26 protein-coding genes are annotated in these 22,083 nt (G+C 65.9%); 10 read left to right on the top strand and 16 right to left on the bottom strand.

All coding sequences use genetic code 11. The annotated features are described in order from the left end of the window. Nucleotides 1-36 precede the first annotated feature (36 nt). A complete protein-coding gene (locus RBB16_RS13700) occupies nt 37-489 on the bottom strand; it encodes a nucleoside deaminase (protein ID WP_306046708.1) in 453 nt (150 codons plus the stop codon). 51 nt (nt 490-540) lie between these two features. Between RBB16_RS13700 and RBB16_RS13695 the strand changes: the two genes are divergently transcribed. After that, the gene (locus tag RBB16_RS13695; protein ID WP_306046707.1) at nt 541-1,356 is read left to right on the top strand and encodes a pseudouridine synthase; all 816 of its coding nucleotides are present in this window, start codon (nt 541-543) and stop codon (nt 1,354-1,356) included. Nucleotides 1,357-1,376: 20 nt separating this feature from the next. On the opposite strand, the gene RBB16_RS13690 is transcribed toward RBB16_RS13695, so the two are convergent. The 5 genes from RBB16_RS13690 to ftsY form a co-directional block, all read right to left on the bottom strand. Next, nucleotides 1,377-1,793, bottom strand: a complete 417-nt coding sequence (locus RBB16_RS13690) for a universal stress protein (RefSeq protein WP_306046706.1) — start codon at nt 1,791-1,793, stop codon at nt 1,377-1,379. A 75-nt stretch (nt 1,794-1,868) separates the two neighbouring features. Then, nucleotides 1,869-2,471 carry an inner membrane-spanning protein YciB gene (locus tag RBB16_RS13685; protein WP_306046705.1) on the bottom strand — a complete coding sequence of 201 codons (603 nt, stop codon included), beginning with the start codon at nt 2,469-2,471 and terminating at the stop codon, nt 1,869-1,871. Between the two features lie 15 nt (nt 2,472-2,486). After that, on the bottom strand, nt 2,487-3,389 hold the full coding sequence (locus tag RBB16_RS13680; protein WP_306046704.1) for an EamA family transporter: 903 nt from the start codon (nt 3,387-3,389) through the stop codon (nt 2,487-2,489). Beyond that, complete coding sequence (locus RBB16_RS13675) at nt 3,386-4,282, bottom strand: hypothetical protein (RefSeq protein WP_306046703.1); 897 nt, start codon at nt 4,280-4,282, stop codon at nt 3,386-3,388. The genes RBB16_RS13680 and RBB16_RS13675 overlap by 4 nt, the downstream gene beginning before the upstream one ends. 65 nt (nt 4,283-4,347) lie before the next feature. Next, nucleotides 4,348-5,499, bottom strand: coding sequence for a signal recognition particle-docking protein FtsY (ftsY, locus tag RBB16_RS13670; RefSeq protein WP_306046702.1), 1,152 nt, complete (start codon nt 5,497-5,499; stop codon nt 4,348-4,350). A 105-nt stretch (nt 5,500-5,604) separates the two neighbouring features. Between ftsY and RBB16_RS13665 the strand changes: the two genes are divergently transcribed. Next, nucleotides 5,605-5,838, top strand: a complete 234-nt coding sequence (locus tag RBB16_RS13665) for a YdeI/OmpD-associated family protein (protein ID WP_306046701.1) — start codon at nt 5,605-5,607, stop codon at nt 5,836-5,838. Here RBB16_RS13665 and RBB16_RS13660 read toward each other — a convergent pair. Further along, a complete protein-coding gene (locus tag RBB16_RS13660; RefSeq protein ID WP_306046700.1) occupies nt 5,835-6,485 on the bottom strand; it encodes a lysoplasmalogenase in 651 nt (216 codons plus the stop codon). The two genes, RBB16_RS13665 and RBB16_RS13660, sit on opposite strands and share 4 nt — an antisense overlap. A gap of 125 nt (nt 6,486-6,610) precedes the next feature. On the opposite strand from RBB16_RS13660, the gene RBB16_RS13655 reads away from it, so the two are divergent. After that, nucleotides 6,611-7,657, top strand: a complete 1,047-nt coding sequence (locus tag RBB16_RS13655; RefSeq protein ID WP_306046699.1) for an alkane 1-monooxygenase — start codon at nt 6,611-6,613, stop codon at nt 7,655-7,657. Nucleotides 7,658-7,755: 98 nt separating this feature from the next. Here the strand turns inward: RBB16_RS13655 and xseA are convergent, their stop codons facing one another. The 3 genes from xseA to RBB16_RS13640 form a co-directional block, all read right to left on the bottom strand. After that, nucleotides 7,756-9,306 (bottom strand): exodeoxyribonuclease VII large subunit, encoded by a 1,551-nt coding sequence (xseA, locus tag RBB16_RS13650; protein ID WP_306046698.1) that lies wholly within the window; start codon nt 9,304-9,306, stop codon nt 7,756-7,758. 37 nt (nt 9,307-9,343) lie between these two features. Next, nucleotides 9,344-9,736, bottom strand: a complete 393-nt coding sequence (locus RBB16_RS13645; protein WP_306046697.1) for a hypothetical protein — start codon at nt 9,734-9,736, stop codon at nt 9,344-9,346. 302 nt (nt 9,737-10,038) lie between these two features. After that, entirely contained in the window at nt 10,039-10,641 is a 603-nt protein-coding gene (locus tag RBB16_RS13640) for a hypothetical protein (RefSeq protein ID WP_306046696.1), read from the bottom strand. Between the two features lie 79 nt (nt 10,642-10,720). Here RBB16_RS13640 and purD point away from each other — a divergent pair, with 79 nt between their 5' ends. Next, nucleotides 10,721-11,989: a phosphoribosylamine--glycine ligase gene (gene purD / locus RBB16_RS13635; RefSeq protein WP_306046695.1), complete on the top strand. Its 1,269-nt coding sequence runs from the start codon at nt 10,721-10,723 to the stop codon at nt 11,987-11,989. A gap of 313 nt (nt 11,990-12,302) precedes the next feature. Here purD and RBB16_RS13630 read toward each other — a convergent pair whose 3' ends face one another. Together RBB16_RS13630 and RBB16_RS13625 are read right to left on the bottom strand one after the other, a co-directional pair. Further along, entirely contained in the window at nt 12,303-13,088 is a 786-nt protein-coding gene (locus RBB16_RS13630; protein ID WP_306046694.1) for a VCBS repeat-containing protein, read from the bottom strand. Next, entirely contained in the window at nt 13,088-13,408 is a 321-nt protein-coding gene (locus tag RBB16_RS13625; protein WP_306046693.1) for a 2Fe-2S iron-sulfur cluster-binding protein, read from the bottom strand. Before RBB16_RS13625 ends, RBB16_RS13630 begins: the two co-directional genes overlap by 1 nt. A gap of 135 nt (nt 13,409-13,543) precedes the next feature. Between RBB16_RS13625 and RBB16_RS13620 the strand changes: the two genes are divergently transcribed. The 5 genes from RBB16_RS13620 (at nt 13,544) to RBB16_RS13600 (ending at nt 17,322) form a co-directional block, all read left to right on the top strand. Then, entirely contained in the window at nt 13,544-13,912 is a 369-nt protein-coding gene (locus RBB16_RS13620; protein ID WP_306046692.1) for an OB-fold nucleic acid binding domain-containing protein, read from the top strand. Between the two features lie 81 nt (nt 13,913-13,993). Continuing rightward, a complete protein-coding gene (locus RBB16_RS13615; RefSeq protein ID WP_306046691.1) occupies nt 13,994-14,542 on the top strand; it encodes a peptidoglycan-binding domain-containing protein in 549 nt (182 codons plus the stop codon). Between the two features lie 59 nt (nt 14,543-14,601). Continuing rightward, a complete protein-coding gene (locus RBB16_RS13610; RefSeq protein WP_306046690.1) occupies nt 14,602-15,267 on the top strand; it encodes a TetR/AcrR family transcriptional regulator in 666 nt (221 codons plus the stop codon). Then, nucleotides 15,264-16,559, top strand: a complete 1,296-nt coding sequence (locus RBB16_RS13605; protein WP_306046689.1) for an AMP-binding protein — start codon at nt 15,264-15,266, stop codon at nt 16,557-16,559. Before RBB16_RS13610 ends, RBB16_RS13605 begins: the two co-directional genes overlap by 4 nt. 1 nt (nt 16,560) lies before the next feature. Further along, nucleotides 16,561-17,322, top strand: coding sequence for an enoyl-CoA hydratase/isomerase family protein (locus RBB16_RS13600; protein ID WP_306046688.1), 762 nt, complete (start codon nt 16,561-16,563; stop codon nt 17,320-17,322). Here the strand turns inward: RBB16_RS13600 and RBB16_RS13595 are convergent. After that, nucleotides 17,319-17,795, bottom strand: a complete 477-nt coding sequence (locus tag RBB16_RS13595; RefSeq protein ID WP_306046687.1) for an MAPEG family protein — start codon at nt 17,793-17,795, stop codon at nt 17,319-17,321. The genes RBB16_RS13600 and RBB16_RS13595 overlap by 4 nt on opposite strands. A gap of 87 nt (nt 17,796-17,882) precedes the next feature. Between RBB16_RS13595 and RBB16_RS13590 the strand changes: the two genes are divergently transcribed. Continuing rightward, complete coding sequence (locus tag RBB16_RS13590) at nt 17,883-18,464, top strand: TetR/AcrR family transcriptional regulator (RefSeq protein ID WP_306046686.1); 582 nt, start codon at nt 17,883-17,885, stop codon at nt 18,462-18,464. Between the two features lie 21 nt (nt 18,465-18,485). Here the strand turns inward: RBB16_RS13590 and RBB16_RS13585 are convergent, their stop codons facing one another. From RBB16_RS13585 to RBB16_RS13575, 3 genes are all read right to left on the bottom strand, one after another. Next, a complete protein-coding gene (locus RBB16_RS13585) occupies nt 18,486-18,875 on the bottom strand; it encodes a nuclear transport factor 2 family protein (protein ID WP_071690153.1) in 390 nt (129 codons plus the stop codon). Between the two features lie 141 nt (nt 18,876-19,016). Continuing rightward, on the bottom strand, nt 19,017-20,444 hold the full coding sequence (locus RBB16_RS13580) for a DegQ family serine endoprotease (RefSeq protein ID WP_306046685.1): 1,428 nt from the start codon (nt 20,442-20,444) through the stop codon (nt 19,017-19,019). Between the two features lie 374 nt (nt 20,445-20,818). Next, complete coding sequence (locus tag RBB16_RS13575) at nt 20,819-21,991, bottom strand: FAD-dependent monooxygenase (protein WP_306046684.1); 1,173 nt, start codon at nt 21,989-21,991, stop codon at nt 20,819-20,821. Nucleotides 21,992-22,083 lie beyond the last annotated feature (92 nt).

The following is a 22,083-nucleotide window of genomic DNA, read 5'->3' as shown; positions in this document are numbered from 1 at the left end:
CCGCACCGCCGAGGTAATTGGACCAAGATGAAAGGATCAGCGCCGGGTTGCAAAGAAGGTCTTGAGCAGCTCTGCGGCCTCACGTTCGGCGATGCCCGGATAGACCTCGGGCTTGTGATGGGCCTGCGGGTGGTCGAAGATGCGCGGGCCTTGCGCCACGCCGCCCGATTTCGGGTCCGCCGCGCCGTAATAGAGCCGCGCGATGCGGGCCGCCGAAATGGCCCCCGCGCAGGCCGGGCAAGGCTCCAGCGTCACGTAAAGATCGCAGCCGGTCAGCCGTTCCGACCCAAGCGCCGCGCAGGCCGCGCGGATGGCCAGCATCTCGGCATGGGCCGTGGGGTCCCTCAGCTCTCGCATCCGGTTGCGGGATTGCGCCAGAACCGTACCATCGGGGCCGACGATGACGGCACCAACGGGCACTTCGCCCGCTGCGGCGGCGGCGCGCGCCTGATCAAGCGCGGTCTGCATATGGCTGATGAAACCGGTCATGGCTTTCCTTTGCCGCTTTCCAAGCCGCTGTCAAACCGCTAGTCCAAAGCCATGAGCACCAACACCCCAGAGGGCGACCGCATCGCCAAGGTCCTGTCCCGCGCCGGCATCGCCAGCCGTCGGGAAGCGGAACGCATGATCGAAGCGGGCCGCGTCACCGTCAATGGCAAGCGCATCGACAGCCCGGCGCTGAATGTCACGGCTGCCGACAAGATCACCGTCGACGGCAAGGAGGTTGGCGCGCCTGAGCGCCCGCGCCTGTGGCTTTATCACAAGCCGCAGGGCCTTGTGACGACAACAAGTGACGAGAAGGGCCGCGAGACGGTGTTCGACAAACTGCCCGAGGAGATGCCGCGGGTGATGAGCGTGGGTCGGCTCGACCTCAATTCCGAGGGGCTGCTGCTGCTGACCAATGACGGTGGCATCAAGCGCAAGCTGGAGCTGCCCTCGACCGGCTGGCTGCGCAAGTATCGCGTGCGGGTGAAGGGCGCGCCGAAGGATGAAGACCTCGCGCCGCTGCGCAAGGGGGTGAGCATCGAGGGCGAGCGGTTTCAGCCCATGGATGTGACGCTCGACCGCCAGCAGGGCGCGAATGCCTGGCTGACCGTTGGCTTGCGAGAGGGCAAGAACCGCGAGATTCGTCGCGCCATGGGGGAAATCGGTCTGGATGTGAACCGGCTGATCCGGGTCAGCTATGGCCCCTTCCGGCTGAACGAGCTGAAACCCGGCGAGGTCGAGGAGATCAAGCCCAAGGTGCTGCGGGACCAGTTGGGGATCGCCCTGCCCGACGGTCATGCCAAGGCGAAGAAGAAACCGGTGCGTCCCGGTGCGCGCAAACCGCGCAAGGCACCCCCGCGCCGCGGGTGACGCGGAATGCGGGGGGCGCCCTAGCGCACCACGTGGACCGAAACAGGGGCGTAAGTTGCCACATAGCCTGCATTCGAGGTCAGCAAGTGGTCCTTGAAACCGGGCACATGGCTGGCCATCACGATGAGGTCGCACTCGGCATCTTCGGCGGCTTTTATGATCTCGCGCCCCACATGCAGATGCAGATCGCCGCGCAGGACCACATGGTCATCCGTGCGAATCCCATGGGTGCTGGCCTGGGCATCGGCAAAGGCATCCAGCTGCTTCTGCGCTTCGTGCCCTTCCAGCCGTTTCGAGGCGGTAGGCACGGGGTCGATCACGCTCACATAGGTGACCGTGGCTCCATGTTCCTTCGCGGCTTTTCCGGCAATGTCGAGGGCCTTGTCGAGCTTGTCGATATGATCCAGATCGACCGGTACCAGAATGCGAGACGTCATGTTGGGTCCTCCTCTTTCCTGTTGTCAGTCTAACAGCAAGGTCAAGGACGGCCCCTGATCTGGGTCAAGGGGGTCTTACCCCTCGTCCTTCTCGATCATGTGGCGTTCAAACAGCTTCGCCTGGAACATGAAGACGACGAAGAGGAAGCCGGGCAAAACGAAGGTCTCGAATGTCACCCAAAACTCGGTCGTTTGAGTGCGCCAGACGATCTCGTTGGCCAGCGCCATAAGCGCGAAGGCCGCCACCAGACGCTTGGTCAGGATCATCCAGCCCTCTTTCTCCATGGGCATCATTTCCCCCATGACGAATTGCAGCCAGCTTTCGCCGCGCAAGAGGCCGATACCCAGAACCACCGCGAAGAAGGCATAGACGATGGATGTCTTCATCTTGAAGAAGGCCTCGTTGTCGAACCACACCGTCAGGCCACCGAAGACAACAACCAGAACGGCGGTGAAGATCTGCATGCGGCTGAGCTTGCCCGTCAGCCACCAGAGCGCCGCGATGGAGGCCAGAAGCAGCGGGATGAAGCCTGCCGTTGCAATGATGAAGCCGGAATACTCGTGCCCCGCAATGGTGAAGCTCGCGTCCTTGATCCACAGGTAGACTGCGAAGAACAGGATCGGCGGCCCAAGCTCCAGCGCGCTTTTCACATAGGGGTTGATCTTGCGTTCTTCCATCAATCGCGCCTCAAATTATCCGCCCATCTCAACTATCACCGCGCCCGCTGCGATCAACCCCATAAGCGCCAGACGCCGGGGGCCGACCCGTTCCCCAAGCATCAGCCAGCCGATGAGGGCGGCAAAGACGGTGGAGGTTTCGCGCAGCACAGCCGCCTGCCCCACCTGATCGAGCCGGGTGGCCATCAGGATCGACCCGAAACTCGCCATCGCCACAAGCCCGCCGATCAATCCGCGCAGGGCGAGCGGTCCGAAGGCGGGGGGATCGGCCATACGCCGCCACGCGTACCAGGCCACGGGCGGCATGGTCAGGCCGTCGAGGAAGAAGAACCAGGCGAGGAAGGTAAAGGGATCGTTCGCGGCGCGGATGCCGTAGGCGTCATAGGTGGTGTAGGCGGCGACGAAAAGCCCGGTCAGAACCGCCAGCCACAGGGCGGGCACCAGTGTTTCGCGGTCAACGGTGATGGTGCGCAGGTTGTAGAAGGCAAGGCCATAGATGCCGGTCAGCAGGGTCAGGACGCCCATCCATTGAGCGAAGGAAAAGTGTTCACCAAAAAAGATCGTGGCCCCGATCACAGTGAACAGCGGCCCGGTGCCGCGCATCACCGGATAGACGACCGTATAGGCCCCGCGCTGGTAGCTCGCGACCTGCGCGGCCTTGTAACCCAGATGGATCAGCACCATGACACCGAAGATGGGCCACATATGCGGTGCGGGCCAGGGCACGACGAACAGCGCGACGGGCGCGGCCATCAGGCCATAACTTGCGTCGATGACGCCCCGCGACAGCAGCGGCGAATGTCGGCCCTTTTGCAGCGCGCCGAAGACCGCGTGTAGGATCGCGGCCAACAGCGCCAGAAAGGTTGCGAGTGTCGCCCCCTCCGGCGTGCCTGCCAGCGAAACGATCCAATCGCTCATTCCGCCCCGTATCTGTAGTAACTGACTTGCAGATCGGCCCCGGCCAAAGCGGCCAGAGGGTCGGACGCGGGCAAGCGCCCCAGCAATCCGGCATCCTCGCTCAGTTGGCTGATCGGCAATCCGTCATCGGCTTGCAGGGCGAAAATGACCCGGCCCGCCGGGTTGGGCATATCCTGAACCAGCATCGTCAGCGCGGCCCGCGTGGTGCGGTGGAATTGCGGCTCTGGCAATGCCTCGATGGCGGTTATGGCCTCGGCCTGAAGCCGGGCCACTTCGGTCTCGGGATCATCGGCAGAGCCGATCAGCAGGTTGGCAAGCGGCATCAGCGCATAGGTTTCGAACAGCCCGCGCGTCAGCACCTCCAGCCGGATGGCGCGGATCACGGTCTGATCGGGCGCGCGCGGGTCCACGCCGGTCAGGTGAAGGGTGGCGTCGATGGCGTTCTCGCCCGGGAAATCCACATGAAGGCGGTCCAGCATGACCTCACCGTCCGCATGGGTGGCCAGCAGATCGACCGAGATGCCCTCACTCGCCCGTGCCTGCGCCTCCATCACATAGTCGAAATCAGGCATCCCGGTCGCGGCCAGCACATAGACCCCGCGCGCGGTCACCTCGACCCGGTCCAGCAGCGCCCCGCTGATCAACAGCGCCTCCAGCCCGTCCAGTTGCCAGCGCAGCTCATCGACCAGTACGCGGATGCGCCCGTTCACGATCTCCAGATCGCGGGCGATGCAGGTCTCGCCCTCCAACTGAGCGGTGGCCAGATCCGGCGGCAGGCCAAGCGGGGCGCTGACCATGCCCCAGCTGACGGCACAGCTGGACTCGGTCATCTGGGCATGGGCAGGGGCTGACAGGGAAAGCCCGGTCAGCGCGGCAAGGATGATGCGTTTCATGGTAAAGGCGGACTCCCTCAAAGGTGTGCTCAACCCTTGTGGGTCGCCTCTGGGCACGTCCCGGTTCACTCCGCCCCCGTCAGGGCCTTGGCGAACTCCTCCGGATCGAAGGGCGCCAGATCGTCGATCTGCTCACCCACGCCGATGGCATGGATCGGCAGCCCGAACTTGTCGGCCAGCGCCACGAGGACACCGCCCTTGGCGGTGCCGTCGAGCTTGGTCATGACGAGGCCCGAGACATCGGCCATCTTCTGGAAGGTTTCCACCTGGCTCAGCGCGTTCTGACCGGTCGTGGCATCCAGCACCAGCAGCGTGTTATGCGGCGCGTCGGGGTCTTTCTTGCGGATCACGCGGACGATCTTGGCCAGCTCCTCCATCAGGTCGGCCCGGTTCTGCAAGCGCCCCGCCGTGTCGATCATCAGAAGGTCCGCGCCCTCGGCCTCGGCCTTGGTCATCGCGTCAAAGGCCAGTGCGGCGGGGTCTGACCCTTCCGGCGCGGTCAGCACCGGCACGCCTGCCCGGTCACCCCAGACCTGCAACTGTTCCACCGCCGCCGCGCGGAACGTGTCGCCCGCCGCGATCACAACGGATTTGCCCGCCGCCTTGAACTGGCTGGCGAGCTTGCCGATGGTCGTGGTCTTGCCCGAGCCATTGACGCCCACCACCAGAACCACCTGCGGTTTCTTCGGATAGATCGGCAGGGGGCGGGCGACGGGTTCCATGATCCGCCCGATTTCCTGCGCCAGAAGCGATTTGATATCGGCGGCCGTCATCAGCTTGCCAAACCGCCCCTCGGCCATGTTGGCGGTGACGCGCATGGCGGTTTCCACGCCCATATCGGCAGTGATCAGCAGCTCCTCCAGCTCCTCCAGCATGTCGTCGTCAAGCGCCCGGCGCGGCGCGCTGCTGCGGCCCATGATGCGGCCCAGAAGACCGGGCTTGGCGGCGGCTGGCTGAGGCTGCGGGGCCGGTGCGGGGATCGGCGTTTCCACAACCGGTTCCGGTTCGGGCATCGGCTGGACGTCCGCCTGCTTCGGCGCAGGGTCTTCCGAGATTGGCGCAGGCGAAGGCTCTGGTTCTGCAGCCGGTTCCGGGGTCGGGTCCTCGATCTGGTCCTCTTCCTCGACCGCGCCGTCCTCGATGATCGCATCGAGCCCCTCATCGAGCTTCGACGAGGATTTGAACATCCGGTCCTTGAGTTTCTTGAAGAACGACATGAGGCCTCCCGGGGAATAGCGCTTAACAGTCACCTAATACGGGCGCGCGCCGGATGGAAGCGCCGCATGTCGACGCGGGGGGCGATTGAGCGTATCATTGGTCTCATGACCCTCACCCGCCCGATCCAGCCGATGCCCGTCGATATCGCGTCCCGACTGGACGCAGCCGGCCTGCGCACCGCCTATGATGCGCGCCCGCCTTATCAGCGGAACGACTATCTCGGCTGGATCGCGCGGGCAAAGCGTCTCGAGACCCGCGAAAAGCGCCTTTCCCAGATGCTGGACGAGCTGCGCGCGGGCGATGTCTACATGAAAATGGCCTGGCGCGGCGGGCGTTAGGTCCAGGCAATCCCTATAAGGATCAGCCCCTGCCCGACCCAATAGAGCGGCCAGACAAGGTGAGAGGCGACCCGCGTGGCGGGGCTGTCCTCCTTCATTCTGAAAAGCTCCACCGACAACACAAGGTCAGAGGCCACGAACAACCCCGCCCCCAGCATCGCCAGCCCCTGCGCGGCGGGCAAGTGCAGCGCCGCCAGCCCCATGGCCGTGATGATCGCCACATAGGCCGCCACCGGGCGTTTCAGCCCGACGGTATGGGGCAAGAGCCAGAACACCGTCGATTGCGCCATGATGACCAGGGCCGCGAAGCCGATCCACCTCAGGGCCGTCAGATCGAAGGGAGCAAGCCGCCCCTCGACGGTCACGAAGACCACCGCATAGGCCAGATGCGCGAGGGCAAAGCTGCCAAGCCCGGCCATGAAGGCGGCCTCCCCCTTGCGCGACAGCGCGAAGTCCCCGACTGCGCCCAATGCCAGCCCGAGCGCCAGCAGCCAGGGTGCGCCGGAGAGCAGCGCCGCGACCGAGAAGAGCGCCACAGGCGCGGTTTTCATCGCGGATCTGAGGGCGCCGACATCGTCGTTCACACGGGCCTGATAGATCAGGGCAACACCCGCCCCGGCCCCGGCCACCAGCATTGCCGTATCCATATTCTGCCCTCCGTCAACCTGATCTCAACCTGCCTGCATCACCATGGGCGCGGCAAGAGGCGCATTGCCTTCCGACGCCCGCTTGACCATTGGTAATCTTGGTAAACCAGTCACGAGGACCCGACATGCCGATCTGGCGCTATGCCATGGCCACGCTTCCCCCGCTTGCGCTGTTGCTGGCAGGCGCGCTTTGGGGCGGATGGTGGGCGGCGCTGGCGCTTTTGTGGCTGACGCTGATTGCGGCGGGGCTGGACCAACTTCTGACACCGCCACGACAGACAACTCGGCATTCGGACGCCGCCGATCTCCTTTCCGTTGTTCTTGCTGTCGGACACCTGTCCCTGCTGGTGCTTGCCACCCGCGCCTTCGGCGACCCCACGCGCAGCACGGGCGAGACCGTCACGCTGCTGCTGGCCAGTGGATCGTTCCTGGGCCAGATCAGCCACCCAAACGCCCATGAGCTCATTCACCGCGCCCCCCGCGCCCTGCGGCGGCTTGGGGCCACGGTCTATGTGTCGATGCTGTTCGGCCATCACGTTTCCGCGCACCGGCTGGTGCATCACAGCCATGTGGGCACGCCTGAAGACCCCAACACCCCGCGCCCCGGTGAAAACTTCTGGGCCTTCCTGCCGCGCGCCTGGATCGGATCCTTCCGCGCGGGGCTTGTCGCCGAACGCCGCCGGGATGCGCGCAGACGCGGGGTGAACCCGTATGTCTGGTATGTGGCGGGCGCAGGCATCAGCATTGCACTCGCCTTATGGATCGGCGGTACAGGTGGCGTTCTGGGATACGTCGCCCTCGCGGCCTTCGCCCATCTGCAAATCCTTCTCTCGGACTATATCCAGCATTACGGCCTCTTTCGCCGCCGCCTGCCCGATGGCAGATGGGAACCGGTCGCGCCCCATCACAGCTGGAACGCGCCGCAGGGCTTTACCTCCTATCTGATGGTCAACGCCCCGGCCCATTCCGACCATCACATGCATCCCGACACGCCCTATGATGCGCTGACCGTGCCCGGCGGTGCGCCGGTCCTGCCCTGGTCGATGCCGATCATGGCGATGCTGGCCACCATGCCCCGCCACTGGCGCCGGATCATGGACAAGCGCGCCGCCCGCGCCATGGAACGCGCCGCCCCTCGCAACCCGCGCCCCGCGAACGGCCCACAGACCTGACCTGGCCACTTGTCCGTGGCAACACGCACCGACGAAGGCCCCAGAGGGGTCTGAGGAGGGGCGTTCCCCGGGCGATGCCGAAGGCAGCGCAATCCCGGTCAGAACAGGCTCCCCTGCTCCGGTTCATCCTTGCCGCCGCCGCGCTTGCCACGCGCCGGTCCGCTTTCGGTCATCACGCCGAGCCTGCCATCCGCGAACTCCACCTCCAGCCGCGCATGCGCCTGTGCCACCTCTCGCGTTGTCAGCACAGACGCCCCGGCCCGCACCACCGCATAGCCACGCTTCAGCGTCTCTGTATAGCCAAGCGTCTGGCGCAACCGTTCCAGCGCCGCCAGCCGGTCCCGCTTCTGGGCGACACCCTGCTCCGCCAAACGGGCAAATCGGGTGGAGAGATCCTCGAACCGCTGCCGGTCGCGCGCCGTGCGATCGGCCAGCCGCTCCGGCGACATCCGCGCCGCCAACCGGTCCAGGGCCTCGCGCCGCTGTCGCACCCCGGCCCCGAGCCGCGCGGGCGACAGCCCCGCCTCGGCCCGTCCAAGCGCCACACGCCGCGTGGCAACCCCACGGTCCAGAGCCGGGGCCAGCCGCGCGGCCTGCGCCTCAAGACGCATCCGCTTTTCCCGTGCCAGGGCCCGCAAGGCCGGGTCGAGCCCGGCACCCAGATAATCCAGCCGCTGTCGTGCGGCCTCCACAAGTGCTTCGGGCCGGGGCAGCCCGCGCGCCAGATCGCCAAGCCGCTGCCGCCTGAGCGCCACCGTCTGCGTCGCCGCCCGCGTCGCCCGCGCGCCCTGATCGCCCACCCAGTTCAGCAGATCGAGCCGCACCGGCACCGCCATTTCCGCCGCCGCCGTGGGCGTGGGCGCGCGCCGGTCTGAGGCGTAGTCGATCAGCGTCGTGTCGGTTTCGTGCCCCACGGCGGATATCAGCGGGATGGCACTTTCGGCCGCCGCCCTTACAACCGCTTCCTCGTTGAACCCCCACAGATCCTCCAGCGAGCCACCTCCGCGCGCCACGATCAGCAGGTCGGGCCTTGGCAAACGCCCAGCTGGAAACGCGTTGAAACCCCGGATAGCCGCAGCCACTTCCGGCGCGCATTTCGCGCCCTGCACGGCAACCGGCCAGATCAGCACCTTGCGCGGGAACCGGTCGCGCAGACGGTGCAGGATATCGCGGATCACCGCACCAGAGGGCGAGGTCACAACCCCGATCACCTCTGGCAGAAACGGCAGCTTCTGCTTGCGCGCCTCATCGAACAGCCCTTCGGCGGCCAGCGCCGCCTTTCGCTTTTCCAGCATCGCCATCAGCGCGCCCATGCCGGCAGGGCGGATATCCTCGATCACCAGCTGGTATTTGGATTGACCGGGAAAGGTCGTGAGCCGCCCGGTGGCGATCACCTCCATCCCCTCCTCGGGCTGGGTCGCCAGCCGCGCCGAGACACCCTTCCAGATCACGCTGGCCAGAACGCTGCGGTCATCCTTGAGATCCAGATAGACATGGCCCGACCGGGGCCGCGATAGCCGCCCGACCTCGCCGCGCACCCGCAGATGCGAGAAACTCCCCTCGATGGTGCGTTTGACCGCCCCCGAGATCTCGGAGACCGTGAATTCCGGCGCGTTGCCCGGGGCGTCATCTTCCAGCAAATCAGTCATGGGGAAAGACTAGCGTGCGGTCCCGGCGGGAGCCAGTTCAATTCACACCGCCGCCGCCACCCATGCCACCGCCATACCGGGCCGCATCGGTCAGACCATCCGCCCCGGCCATCCTGCCCTCGGTCAGCAGAAAGACAACCAGCAGCGCCGCTGGAATGCCGCCAAGGGCCAGCAACATCGGCGTGCCCTCCACCAGAGCGCCCGCCGCACCCGCACCGAAGAGAAGCGCCGCAGCGACCCAGTACCAGCGCCGCGATGTGTGGGTCCAGATCCTGGGATTGGGGGTCTTGCCGAACTCCCTTTCATAGGCGGCCACCAGACCCGCGAGACTGCGCTTGTCCGGTCGTCCGAAGCTGGGAAGCGGCGCGCCGCCCAGAACATCCTCCCTGAACTTCGGTAAATCCCCTGAGGTCACATGCAACGCACGCACGCTGGCAATCGCTTTCGGGGCAATCGGAGGCTCTGCCGCTCCGGAGGCCGCCAGGTAAACACAGCGACGGTATTCGAGGACCAGTTCATTGGCCTGCCCCTTGGACAGACCCTCTTCCTCGCTTAGCCAGGTGGTAAATCCTGCCCGTCAGGACCGGTGGGAAGGGGATAGGTGCGGCAACGCTCCCAAAGCTCAGACTCTTTCATCACCTGACTCGCAATCACATCACTTAGTCATTGTAAGTATTCATGGTTGCAGATGGCCAGCCCGATGGCAAAGACGCCGATTCCGGAGATGTGTCCTCAATCACATCCGCCGCCACTGTCTCCACCATCAAACCCCGCGTCGCCACCGGGAAGATACCACCAGTGATCGCCCGCCTCCACGCTGCCGCGATTGCCAAGCCAGACGATCAGTGCGGCGAGCGCGCCACCGGCGACCACCGGCAGAACGGACACCGTGGCCAGGGACCCCGCCGCGCCCGCCACCGCGACAGCGCCCGCGATGCCCAATCTCAGCCGCCGATTGGGGTCGGGCCAGATCCGCGCCGGTGCGGTCTCGCCAAACTCCCGCGCATAGGCCTTCAACGTCAGTTCCATGTCCCGGCCGCTGCGTCGGGGAAAGGGACCATCGGGCAAATGCCAGTCCCGCCCGAGCGCCTCGCCACAGAACCGGGCATAGGCGGCGCGGTCTTCCCCATGCAACCGCCAGACCTGCTCCACCACTTTCGACGGCACCTGGCGCGCGGTTTTGACGCGCGCGACCAGGTAGGCCAAGCGCCGGTATTCGGCAACCGCCGCCTCGGCCCGGTCGCGGGGCCATCCGGTGCGTGCCACAAGCAGTTCGACGAAGCCCTCCGGCATCGGATGAGCCTCGATCCGTTCCCAAAGGGCCTGATCCTTCATGCTGCGGCATCCCCTCTTCTTGTGCCCATGGCCGGGCTTGGGTATTCCCCGCCCAAACCTATCAGGCGGGGAGTGCCACGTGAACATTCTGATCCTGGGCAGCGGCGGGCGCGAACATGCTCTGGCATGGGCCGTGCTGCAGAACCCCAAATGCGACAAGCTGATCGTGGCACCGGGCAATGGCGGCATTGGCCAGATTGCCGATTGTGCCGCGATCGACCCCGAGGACGCAAGCGCGGTGCTGGACCTGTGCGCCGAGGAAGCGGTGGATTTCGTCATCATCGGCCCGGAAGCGCCCCTTGCGGCAGGCGTGGCGGACGCCCTGCGCGAGGCGGGGATCCTGACCTTCGGGCCATCCAAGGCGGCGGCGGCGCTGGAGGCGTCCAAGGCGTTTACCAAGGAGATCTGCGACGCCTCAGGCGCGCCGACGGCAGCCTATGCGCGCTTTACCGAGGCGGACCCGGCCAAAGAGTATATCCGCGCACAGGGGGCCCCGATCGTGATCAAGGCCGACGGGCTGGCCGCGGGCAAGGGCGTGATCGTGGCGATGACCGAGGACGAGGCGTTGGCCGCCATCGACGACATGTTCGGCGGCAGCTTCGGCGCGGCGGGCGCGGAGGTGGTGATCGAGGAGTTCCTGGAGGGCGAGGAAGCCTCGTTCTTCGTGCTGTCCGATGGCAAGACGGTGCTGCCCGTGGGCACCGCGCAGGATCACAAGCGGGTGGGCGATGGCGATACCGGACCCAATACCGGCGGCATGGGCGCCTACAGTCCGGCGCCGGTCATGTCGGACTCCATCGTATTGAAAACGATGGAAGACATCATCAAGCCGTCGATGGCGGAAATGGCGCGGCGGGGGATGCCGTTTCAGGGCGTGCTGTTCGCCGGGCTGATGATCAAGGACGGTCAGCCCAAGCTGATCGAATATAACGTGCGCTTCGGCGATCCCGAATGCCAGTGCCTGATGCTGCGCCTTGGCGCGCAGGCGCTGGACCTGATGCTGGCGGCCTCCGAGGGGCGGCTGGACCAGATGGCCGTCAACTGGGCCGATGACCATGCGATGACCGTGGTGATGGCCGCAGAAGGCTATCCCGGAAGCTATGAGAAAGGCAGTGTGATCCGAGGGCTGGAAGCTCTTCCCGAAACCAGCTTCGAGATGTGTTTCCATGCCGGAACCAGGCGGGAAGCCGGGGTCGTGACCGCTGTTGGCGGCCGGGTTCTGGCACTGACGGCACGCGGCAAAAGCCTGCAAGAGGCGCGCGACAGGGCCTATGCGCTGGTCGAGCGCGTCGACTGGCCCGAAGGGTTCAACCGCGCCGATATCGGATGGCGGGCGCTTTCAGACTGAGGGATTTCGCCGTGGCTGCGCCACGTCGACCCGCGCGCCTGCTAGCGGGCCGTTGTCGCGTTTTGTGCCTGTCGCCATGTGTACACCCCCCGTACACCCCCCATACACCCCCTGTACGGACGAAAACGCGGTTTCGCCGCCTGCCGGCGTCGACCCGCGAGCGGCCCGTCTCACCCCCCCGCTGACGCGGGGAGCCTCGACATGCCGCGTTGCCACGGAGTTGTGGCGAGCGCAGGAGACCATCCTCGGCGTCTAGTCTTGTGGCTCGGGCGGGATGCCTCCGGCGGAGGTATTTGTTGCCAAGATGAAAGGGTCAGGAGCAGGTCAGGGCCGCGTCGAGCACCTGTGGTGACCAGGGGCCGAGATCGCGGGCGGCGAGGCGCTGGCCGTTTAAGCGGGTGGCGATGAGGCGGGTCCAGTTGGTGTCTGCGGTCAGGATTTCCGGGCCGCCGTCGCACGCGCGGATGCCGGAAGATATGTGGCCCTCGCCGATGCGGTGATTGGTGAGGCCGGTGGCTGCCGCCGCTTCGGTGAGGGTTCCATCCGCGTAACGCCAGACGCGCAGGGTGCGAGCCAGATGCGGGCGGTCAATATAGGCGATCTCCATCGCTCCGTCGCCATCGAGATCGGCGGCGCCGACGATGGCCAGCCAGCGATTGCTGCGGCCGATATAGGGGGTGGTGGCCGCGAGGATCAGGTTCGTGCCGGTCCAGCGGTAGACGGCAAGCTGCGCGCCCTGGCTCAGATGGCTGCGGGCGACGATGACCTCATTGGTTCCATCCCCGTCGAGATCGGCCAGCCGTGGGGCCACATCCTCGAAGACGTGATCAGCATCGAGCGTCAGTGCATGGCCGCAAAGCCCCTGATTGCCGATGGCATCCACCCACAGCGTTTCCGGCTCGTGCTCTCGCCCCAGAACAAAATGCCGGTAGCGGGTGACGGGATTGTCAAACCATGCACGGGAAACGGCGCCGCGCGTGTCGGGATCGACCGTCACGCTGCCGGGATAGGCGGTGGTGCTGGCGGGATCGACCGTGCAGGCCCCTGCCCCGCCAGCCCAAAGCAGAAGGGCCAGCACATATGCCAGCCCCCTTGCCATCAGATCTGCTTTTCCGGCATCCGCACGATCAGCCCGTCGAGCTCATCCGTCACCTTCAGCTGGCAGGTCAGGCGGGAGTTCTCGTCCGGTTCATAGGCAAACTCCAGCATGTCCTCTTCCATCGCGTCCATCGCGGGCAGCCGGTCTTTCCAGCTGGCATCCACATGCACATGGCAGGTGGAGCAGGCGCAGGCGCCGCCGCAATCGGCCTCGATGCCGGGAATGTTGTTGTCGCGGGCGCCTTCCATCACGGTCAGCCCGTTGGGAACATCGACGACATGCTCGGTGCCGCCGAACTCGATATAGGTGATCTTAGCCATGGTCAGCCTGTCCTCATTCACTTGTCGGGCCATTACGTAGCGATCCCATCCCGGCTTTGCCAGTCTGAATGCGTCACTTTTACGAGGGGAATCCGTCAGCTTGCCGCGACGCACGAATGTTCTATATTCGTTCCCATGGAGCCCGATATCCGCCCCCCTGACTGGCCGCGCCCGCCCGTGGCCCTGCCCCATGCCTGGCTGATCCGCCCCCCGTCCGATGCCCGCGTGACGGTGGTGGGGCTGGTCCTGATCCGCCAGCGGCCCGGCACCGCCAACGGGGTGATCTTCCTGACGCTGGAGGATGAGACCGGCACCTGCAACGTCGTGGTCTGGCGCAAGATCTATGAGCGGTTCCGCCGCGCGGTAATCTCGGGCCGGCTGTTGCGGGTCACCGGACGGGTGCAGCACGGGCATGGGGTGGTCAACGTGATCGCCGAAGAGGTGGAGGATATCTCGCCCCTGCTGGACACGCTGTTGGAGCGGCCCGAGATGCGCGACGCCTGAGCGCTTTGCCTGAGCGCAAAAACCCTGTATCCTGAGCCGAACAAGGCCCGAAACAGGGCCAGAGCAGAGACAGGCGCCTTGATGAAACCGACCCTTCCCCTGACCCTGGGCCTTCTGGTCCTGTCTGCCTGCGGCCCGATGCCGGGGGCCGAGGTTGCGCGTCTTCTGGAACGGGACGGCACCATCGTGACGCGGGGCGAAGGGCCGGAGGATGCCCGCCCGGATGCCTGTTACGCACAGGATGTAACGCCCGCGGTGATCGAGACGGTGACCGAACAGGTGATCGTCCAACCGCCCGAGATTGCGACCGACGGCACCGTGCGGGCGCCCGCCATCTTCCGCACGGATACCCGCCAGCGCATCGTGCAGGAACGGCAGGAGATCTGGTTCGAAACCCCGTGTGAGGCGCAAACCGACCCCGACTTCATCGCCACGCTGCAACGGGCGCTGGCCGCGCGGGGGCACTACAGCGGGCCGGTGACGGGCGTGATGGACCGGCGCACCGAGCGGGCGATCCGGGAATTCCAGGAACCGCAGGGTCTGAATTCGGGGGTTCTGTCGCTTGCAGGCGCGCGGCTGTTGGGGCTGGCGGTCTGGGATCCGGTGGCAGCGGAACGGCCTGAAATCTAGGCCACCCATGATGGGTGAAATCGCTTGACTCATTTTTGATTCTGATATCAATTTCAAAAATGAACCAGACAGCCCCCACCCTCGACAAGCCGTCCGGCAGCGCCAACTTCGGTGATGCCCTGATCCGAGACAACCGGTCTGCCCCAAAGGCTGACCGCACGCGCGCCCGGGTTCAGGCGGCGATTTGCGCGCTGCTCGACGACACCCCGCCCGCGGATCTGAAAGTGGCCGACATCGCCCGCGCGGCGGGCAGCGCCCATGGCACGTTCTACACCTATTTCCCCGATATCCGGGCCGCCCTGGCCGAGACGCTGACCGGCTTCGTAGGCTTCCTTCAGGCGCAGATGCGCGATGCGGCGCGGGACGGCGCAACCCCGCAGGACCGGGCGCGGCAGGCGACGGCGGCCTATGTCCAGCTTTTCGAGGAAAACCGGGGGCTCATGCGCTGCCTCGTGACGCGGATGGAGCCCTTCCCCGAGGCGAGCGCGGCCTTCGAACGCCTGAACCGCGAATGGACCGAGACCGTGGTTGCCGCATGGGTCCGCCGCAGCGACACCCCGCGAGATGAGCTGCTGCGCCGGGCCCATGCCCTTGGCGGGATGGTCGACCAATACCTGATCATGCTGCATTTCGGATCGGACCCCGATCTGGCCCGCATCAGCCGGGACCGCGCAGCGGTGATTGAGACCCTTTCCCATATCTGGCAACAAGGAATGAGCGGATGAGCCTGATCGACAGGGCCGAATTCCAATCGGCCGAGGCATTGCTGCCCGCACAACAGGAGGCGTGGACAGCGCAGCGCGCGCATGTGGCGGAGAATTCCGCCTTCTACAGGGCGCTCTGGGACGGGGCAGTGCCACCTACCTATCTGCGCGACCTGCCCGCGCTGCCCCTGTCGGACAAGGCCGGGCTGCGGCTGTCTCAGGCCGCGCACCCGCCTTTCGGCGATTACCTCGCCGCGCCGCGCAGCGCCGCCAACCGGCTGCATCGGACCTCGGGCACCACGGGACAGGCGATGAACCTTGCCATGTCGGCGCGCGATTCTGCCATTACGGGAACGGTCGGCGGGCGCTGCCAGTCCTCTGCCGGGCTGACGCCAGACCACACCGTTGTGCATTGCCTGAACTACCAGATGTGGATGGGCGGCGTGACCGATCACATGACGCTGGAAGCGACGGGCGCTTTGGTCGTGCCCTTCGGTGTGGGATCGACCGACCTGCTGATCCGCACCATTCAGGAGGTCGGGATCAACGCCATCTCCTGCACGCCCTCCTACCCCGCCGTTCTGGAACGGGTGCTGGAAGGGATGGGGATGCGCCCGCGCGACCTTGGCCTGAAGCTGGGGCTTTTTGGCGGGGAACCGGGGCTCGATGACCCCGCCCTGCGCGACCGTATCCGCGAAACCTGGGGGATGGAGCCGCGCAACGCCAATTACGGCGTGTCGGACGTGTTTTCCAACTTCGCCGCGCAATGTGAGCATGACACGCGGCTGCACTACATGGCGGCCGATGTGCTCTGGCCCGAACTCATCGACCCCGAAACCGAGGAACCGCTGGCCATCGCGTCGGGCGTCGAGGGCGAACTGGTGCTGACCCATCTGGCCCGCGACTGTCAGCCGCTGGTCAGGTTCCGCACCGGGGATATCATCGCCATCGACACGACTGAGCCCTGCCAATGCGGGCGGCACGGCTTCCGCTTCCGGGTGGTGGGGCGCAGCGATGACATGGTGGTGGTGCGGGGGCTGAACCTCTTCCCCACCATGGTCGCGGCGGTGCTGAGCGGGATCGGGGCGCTGTCGGGCGACTATCGGATCGTGCTGGACGCCCCGCCGCCCTATGACGCCCTGCCGATCACGGTGGAACTGGCGAAGGGACGCGACGCGAGCAACGCGCTGAAGGCCGAGGTCGAGGCCGCCATGAAGCGCAACCTCGGGGCCACCGCGCGGGTCACGCTGGTGCCCCATGGCACCTTCCCTGTGACCGAGGGCAAGACCAAGCGCGTGCTGAGGGAGTATTGAGATGACCGGTTTCACCTATGACACGGTGCGGAGTGATCTTGTAGAAGATGGCGTCAGGCGGATTGCCCTCAATCGCCCCGAGCGGCTGAACGCCATGAACCCCGCGCTGATCCGCGACGTGACCCGCGCCTTCGACGATGCCAATGCCTGCCCTTTGACGCGGGCCATCATCTTCACCGGCGAGGGCCGCGCCTTCTGCGCGGGCGATGATCGGCAGGACCACAGCCACCCCGAAAGCGAGGCCGAAGCCCGCGCGCTGGTCGAACTGATCCAGGCCGCGACGCGGGCGATCTGCCTCGGGCCGAAACCTGTCGTTGGCGCGATCAACGGATGGGCCGTGGGCGGCGGGTTTGAATGGGCGATCAACTGCGACTTCCCGATCTGGGGGGAAAGCGCGAAGGGGTTCTTCCCAGAGGTCTCGCTCAACCTTTTCGTTACCGGGGCGGTCACGACGCTGCTGCCCAACCTCGTTGGCCTGAACAAGGCGCGCGAGATGCTGTTCTTCGGTGAGCGTTACGACGCGGCACAATTGCAGGAACTTGGCGTCGCCTGGCGCGTGGTGGCAGATGAGGCGCTTGCGGGTGAGGCGCTTGCCGTCGCGCGCAAGCTCGCCGCGCTGCCCGTCCTGTCCGCGCGCGCCATGAAGCGCGTGCTCTACGCCGCCGCCGTGCCCGACCTGCACCGGGCGCTGGCACTGGAAACCGAGGCCACCGTCGCGGGCTTTCTCGACCCCGAAACCACGCGGCTTCTCAAGGATTTCTAGGTCAGCGCCACCCACAGAACCTGAACACCCATCCAGATCACGATGAGCGATCCGATGGTGTAGAAACTGGCCCGAACCTCATGCGAGCGCGCGGTGGCATAGGCCCAGAAATGGCCCGCCCGCGCGGCGAGGAAGCCATAGAAAAGCGCCTGCGCCAATGCCAAAGCGGGGTCAATGAGCACGAACAGAAACCCCGCCACCCAGAAGGCGGGGATGTTTTCAAGGTCATTCCTGTGCATCCGGCGCGAGCGGTCGACATAGTCGTCAAGATCCAGTTGCGACGGGTCCGGCGCAGGGTTCAGCAAGCCCTTCGCCGCATCCTCGGGGCTGGCAAGGCCCCTGCCGGTGGTCTGAAACCGCCAAACCGTCATCCAGCCCTGCCCCATCACCTTCAGCACCGTCACGGCAGCGGCAATCACATAGGCGGTGAAGACCGGGTTATCCCAGGTCAGAAGCTGCTGAATGCTGGTCATCTTCGGTAATCTCCCTGTCCTGGCTTGACGTGCCGCGTGGCGTCCCTCAGTTTACCTACCAATGGTAAGTTTGCAAGCAAGGCGCCCATGACCCGTTCCCGAACCGGCGACCAGATCCTTGAGATTGCCCGCGACCTGCTGGCCGAAGGCGGGCTTGGGGCGGTGTCGTTCGACGCGATTGCGGCGCGGCTCGGGCGGTCGAAACAGGCGGTGCTCTACTGGTATCCGACCAAGCCGGACCTGCTGGCGGCCCTGTTTCTGCCATGGCTGGAGGAGGAAGCCGCGCTGGCCGAGACCGCATTGCGGGATGCGACGGACGAGACCGACGCGATTGCCCGGTTCGTGCGGGCCGTTGCGGGGTTTCACCTGTCCGACCTGACCCGGTTCCGCGCGATGTACCTGCTGCCCCAGACCCTGACGCGCAGCGCAGAGGAGACGCGCGACCGGGCGGTTCTGGACAAGGTCCACGCGATCACGGACCGGCTCTATGCCGCGCTGGCCGCCCATCTTGGCCCGGATGCTGCAACCGCCCGCCAACAGGCCTTCGCCGCGCATTCGGCGGTGCTTGGGTTGGCCCTGATGTCAGGGCTGGCCGAGGCGCTGGATGACCCGCTCAAACACCGGCAAAACGTGCTTGTTGACGCGTTGGTCGCCCGGCTGACCGTCTAGAACGCATTTCGGAAGCGCGCCCTATCCCGCTGCTTGCCGGGCATAGTCATCCGCATCGAACCAACCCCGCGACGCGGCAACTTTCAGATCGTCGGTCAGCTCCCACTCTTCCCAGCCTCTCACATGCAGAGCATTTCCCGTCCCTGCATCATGGCCGGTAAAGCTCCAGACAAATATTGCATGATTGCCGGATACGCGCAGATCATCGCAGGTCAGCGTCAGGTCCGGCACATCCGCGTAAAAGCCAGCCGCCATGTCCTGCACACGGGACCGCCCGGTCCAGGGATCGCCGCGATTGATGATGATCTCCCCATCTTCCGCATAGAATGACGCAACGGCCTCTGCCGATTTGGAATTCCAGGCCGCCGTGTATTGCGCAGCCATCTCGGCCACTGCCTTTGGATCAATCATCGTCCCACTCCCCACTGGTAGATCATCAACCTATGGTGGCATGCGCGATGCGATCTGTCCAACGACAAAGCCATACGCAAGAAAAGCCCCGCCGGATGCATTCCGACGGGGCCTGCCCTGGCATGACACAGGGTCTTTCGCTTACTTGTCGATCGGCAGCGCCACGAAACGCGGGGTGCCGTCGCGGCGGATGAGCAGCAGGATCGAGTTCTGCCCTGCTTCGTCGGCCTCATCTACGCGGGCCTGGAAACCAGCCACGTCGCTGACCGGTTGCTGGCCCACCTCTGTGATCACGTCACCGGGTTCCAGCCCGCGCTCGGCGGCCTCGGACTCCGGGTCCACCGCCTCGACCAACAGGCCATCCTGAACGCCATTGGCCTCGCGGGCCTCGTCGGTCAGGGGGGCCAGCGTCAGGCCGAGGATCTCGGACGATGGCATCACTTCGGCACTGGGCGCATCCGGGAAAGCCTCGGATTCGGCGGTTTCCCGGCGGCCAAGCGTCACCAGCAGCGTCTGCGTCGCGCCATCGCGATAGACCACGACGCGCACGGTTTCACCGACGCCAGAGGCACCGACCACACGCACCAGTTCGCGGGTGTCATCCACTTCGACGCCGTCGAAGGTGGTGATGACATCGCCCACTTCCATCCCGGCCGCACGCGCGGGGCCTTCGGGCACATCGGTGACCAAAGCGCCGGTCACCACGTCAAGACCAAGCCCTTCCGCGATTTCTGCCGTCACGTCCTGAATGCGGACGCCAAGCCAGCCACGACGGGTTTCCCCGAATTCCTGCAACTGGTTCACGACCCCGGCCACGACGTTCGACGCCATCGAGAAGCCGATCCCGATCGAGCCGCCATTGGGGCTGAGGATCGCGGTGTTCACGCCAACGACTTCGCCCGCCATGTTAAAGAGCGGCCCGCCCGAATTGCCCCGGTTGATCGCCGCATCGGTCTGGATGAAGTCGTCATAGGTGCCGGACAGCGCCCGTTCCCGCGCCGACACGATGCCGACGGAGACAGAGAAGCCCTGGCCAAGCGGGTTGCCCACGGCCATCACCCAATCGCCCACGCGCATCACGTCGCTGTCGCCGAAGGGCACGAAGGTCAGCGGGGTTTCGGGTTCGACCTTCAGCACCGCGATATCGGTGTTGGGATCGGTGCCGATGACGGTGGCGGGCAGTTCGCTGCCATCGCGGAATTCCACCATGATCTCGTCTGCGCCTTCGATCACGTGGTTGTTGGTCACGATGAAGCCATCCTCGGAGATCACGAAGCCCGAGCCAAGCGCATTGGGGCGACGCGGCGCGGGGCCATTGGGCATGCCGGGCATCTGGCGGTCGAGGAAGTCATTGAAGAAATCCTCCAGCGGCGACCCGGGGGGCACCTGCGGCCCCGGACCGGTGCCGGACGCGACAAGGCTGGTGGTGGTGATGTTGACCACCGCGTCGCCCACTTCGTCGACCAGATCGGCAAAGCTGGACGGACCCGCCACCTGGGCGCGGCCCGGCAGCGTGGACGAGGCAATGGCGGCCAGCGCCATGGCAATGATCAGTAGAAGGGTCGTCATGGGAAGTGCCGCGGAACGGCTTTGCGGTAGGGCCCGCGCGACGGCCTGGCGATGTGTGGTTTGCATGGTCACTCTCGATTTCCTCCGGTCAAACCAGTTTAGGCTGTCCCTGCCCTCTGATGACAGAAGATATTTGCCCGAAGCCGGAGTCAATCAACCAATGCCTCTGCATTTCCGGTCACATGGGCGTGAACTCGCGCAAATGGGAACAGATTTCACGCCCAAGTCAGTGATTTACCTCTTCCCCCCCTGTTGTGGTCTTTGGGCGGATGCGGCCGCGGCTGACAGGCCCTGCACAAACCGCGCAGACCGAAACCGCCGAGTCGCAGCGTCGGAATTGGCACAGGTGCCAAGAGGAGGGCCGCAGGGTGGCGTCAGCGCCGGGCGGTGACGTCGTGGCCGTAGAGCCAGTCAAAACGGTTCGCCGCCAGGTTCGGGGCCAGGCGCGCGCCCAGTTTCAGCGCCAGATGGGCTGCTGCACGATAGGGGCCGGGGCGCAGGTGGTAGTTCTCGGCATTGCGCGATGCGGCATCGACGATTCGCGCACAGCGGGTCTTGCGCAGCGCCTGGTAGCGGGTGAAGGCGGTGGCGATATGGTCTTCCTGATCCAGCGCATCGGCCAGCACCCAGGCATCCTCCAGCGCCATGTTGGCCCCCTGCGCCAGAAAGGGCAGCGTCGGGTGGGCGGCATCGCCAAGCAGCGCCAGACGCCCCTGCCCCCAGGTCTTGGCCACCGGGTGGCGAAAGAGCCCCCAGAGATAGACCTGATCGGCGCGGAACAGCAGATCGCGGATCTCGGGCGCGAAATCGGCGAAGGCGGCGCGCAGGATCTCGGGGCGGTCCTTATGGTTCCAGCCCTCGGCGGCCCATCCATCGCGTTCCTCGACCGCGACCACGTTCATCAACTCGCCCCCGCGCAGCGGATAGGTCACGATATGGCGGCCCGGCCCCATGTGAACGGTGGCCTCAGGCGCTGTATCGGCCGCGTCGAGCGGGATCGTGCAGCGCCAGGCGACCTGGCCGGTGAAGAAAGGCCGTGTCGCGGGGTTGAGCGCGGCGCGGGCCTGCGACTGAAGCCCGTCGGCGCCGATGACAAGCGGCAGGCTCTCCTCTGACCCGCCCGCGAAACGCAGGGTGGTGGCGCTGTCATCCGTTGTGACGGCTTCGACCTTGCGGCCAAGTTCGACCGTCACGCCTGCCTCTGTCGCGGCTTGGCGCAGGATCTCGATCAGGTCGGCCCGGTGCGTGAGGTGATAGGGGCGGTCGTCGCGGTCCAGGTCCAGGCGGAAGACCGGATCGCCGCGCCGGAAATCGCGCAGGACGACGGCGCGGGCGCGCGGGGCCGCCGCGGCGAGCGCCTTCCCCAGCCCAAGCGCCTTCATCACCACGGCGCCATTGGGGCTGACTTGCAGTCCTGCGCCAACTTCGCGGATCGCATCGGCCTGTTCCAGAACCCGCACCTGCGCGCCGCGCTGTGCCAGTGCCGTGGCCACGGCCAGCCCGCCGATGCCTGCCCCCAGAACCGTGATCTCCTGCCCGATCAGCATGAACTGCCCTTTCCAAGAAAAACACCGGGGCGATGCGGCCCCGGTGCTGGCGGCCCCGAAGGGCCGATCCATGACCGTCGCGCCCTGAGGCG

This window comes from Nioella sp. MMSF_3534 (assembly GCF_030732985.1).
Classification (GTDB): domain Bacteria; phylum Pseudomonadota; class Alphaproteobacteria; order Rhodobacterales; family Rhodobacteraceae; genus Nioella.
This window is presented reverse-complemented; position numbering and strand designations above follow the sequence as displayed.

Bases quoted from the DNA above. Each gene is read 5' to 3' on its own strand.
- RBB16_RS13700 (WP_306046708.1), bottom strand. From the start codon at position 489: ATGACCGGTTTCATCAGCCATATGCAGACCGCGCTTGATCAGGCGCGC.
- RBB16_RS13695 (WP_306046707.1), top strand. From the start codon at position 541: ATGAGCACCAACACCCCAGAGGGCGACCGCATCGCCAAGGTCCTGTCC.
- RBB16_RS13690 (WP_306046706.1), bottom strand. From the start codon at position 1,793: ATGACGTCTCGCATTCTGGTACCGGTCGATCTGGATCATATCGACAAG.
- RBB16_RS13685 (WP_306046705.1), bottom strand. From the start codon at position 2,471: ATGGAAGAACGCAAGATCAACCCCTATGTGAAAAGCGCGCTGGAGCTT.
- RBB16_RS13680 (WP_306046704.1), bottom strand. From the start codon at position 3,389: ATGAGCGATTGGATCGTTTCGCTGGCAGGCACGCCGGAGGGGGCGACA.
- RBB16_RS13675 (WP_306046703.1), bottom strand. From the start codon at position 4,282: ATGAAACGCATCATCCTTGCCGCGCTGACCGGGCTTTCCCTGTCAGCC.
- ftsY (WP_306046702.1), bottom strand. From the start codon at position 5,499: ATGTCGTTCTTCAAGAAACTCAAGGACCGGATGTTCAAATCCTCGTCG.
- RBB16_RS13665 (WP_306046701.1), top strand. From the start codon at position 5,605: ATGACCCTCACCCGCCCGATCCAGCCGATGCCCGTCGATATCGCGTCC.
- RBB16_RS13660 (WP_306046700.1), bottom strand. From the start codon at position 6,485: ATGGATACGGCAATGCTGGTGGCCGGGGCCGGGGCGGGTGTTGCCCTG.
- RBB16_RS13655 (WP_306046699.1), top strand. From the start codon at position 6,611: ATGCCGATCTGGCGCTATGCCATGGCCACGCTTCCCCCGCTTGCGCTG.
- xseA (WP_306046698.1), bottom strand. From the start codon at position 9,306: ATGACTGATTTGCTGGAAGATGACGCCCCGGGCAACGCGCCGGAATTC.
- RBB16_RS13640 (WP_306046696.1), bottom strand. From the start codon at position 10,641: ATGAAGGATCAGGCCCTTTGGGAACGGATCGAGGCTCATCCGATGCCG.
- RBB16_RS13630 (WP_306046694.1), bottom strand. From the start codon at position 13,088: ATGGCAAGGGGGCTGGCATATGTGCTGGCCCTTCTGCTTTGGGCTGGC.
- RBB16_RS13625 (WP_306046693.1), bottom strand. From the start codon at position 13,408: ATGGCTAAGATCACCTATATCGAGTTCGGCGGCACCGAGCATGTCGTC.
- RBB16_RS13620 (WP_306046692.1), top strand. From the start codon at position 13,544: ATGGAGCCCGATATCCGCCCCCCTGACTGGCCGCGCCCGCCCGTGGCC.
- RBB16_RS13615 (WP_306046691.1), top strand. From the start codon at position 13,994: ATGAAACCGACCCTTCCCCTGACCCTGGGCCTTCTGGTCCTGTCTGCC.
- RBB16_RS13610 (WP_306046690.1), top strand. From the start codon at position 14,602: ATGAACCAGACAGCCCCCACCCTCGACAAGCCGTCCGGCAGCGCCAAC.
- RBB16_RS13605 (WP_306046689.1), top strand. From the start codon at position 15,264: ATGAGCCTGATCGACAGGGCCGAATTCCAATCGGCCGAGGCATTGCTG.
- RBB16_RS13600 (WP_306046688.1), top strand. From the start codon at position 16,561: ATGACCGGTTTCACCTATGACACGGTGCGGAGTGATCTTGTAGAAGAT.
- RBB16_RS13595 (WP_306046687.1), bottom strand. From the start codon at position 17,795: ATGACCAGCATTCAGCAGCTTCTGACCTGGGATAACCCGGTCTTCACC.
- RBB16_RS13590 (WP_306046686.1), top strand. From the start codon at position 17,883: ATGACCCGTTCCCGAACCGGCGACCAGATCCTTGAGATTGCCCGCGAC.
- RBB16_RS13585 (WP_071690153.1), bottom strand. From the start codon at position 18,875: ATGATTGATCCAAAGGCAGTGGCCGAGATGGCTGCGCAATACACGGCG.
- RBB16_RS13580 (WP_306046685.1), bottom strand. From the start codon at position 20,444: ATGACGACCCTTCTACTGATCATTGCCATGGCGCTGGCCGCCATTGCC.
- RBB16_RS13575 (WP_306046684.1), bottom strand. From the start codon at position 21,991: ATGCTGATCGGGCAGGAGATCACGGTTCTGGGGGCAGGCATCGGCGGG.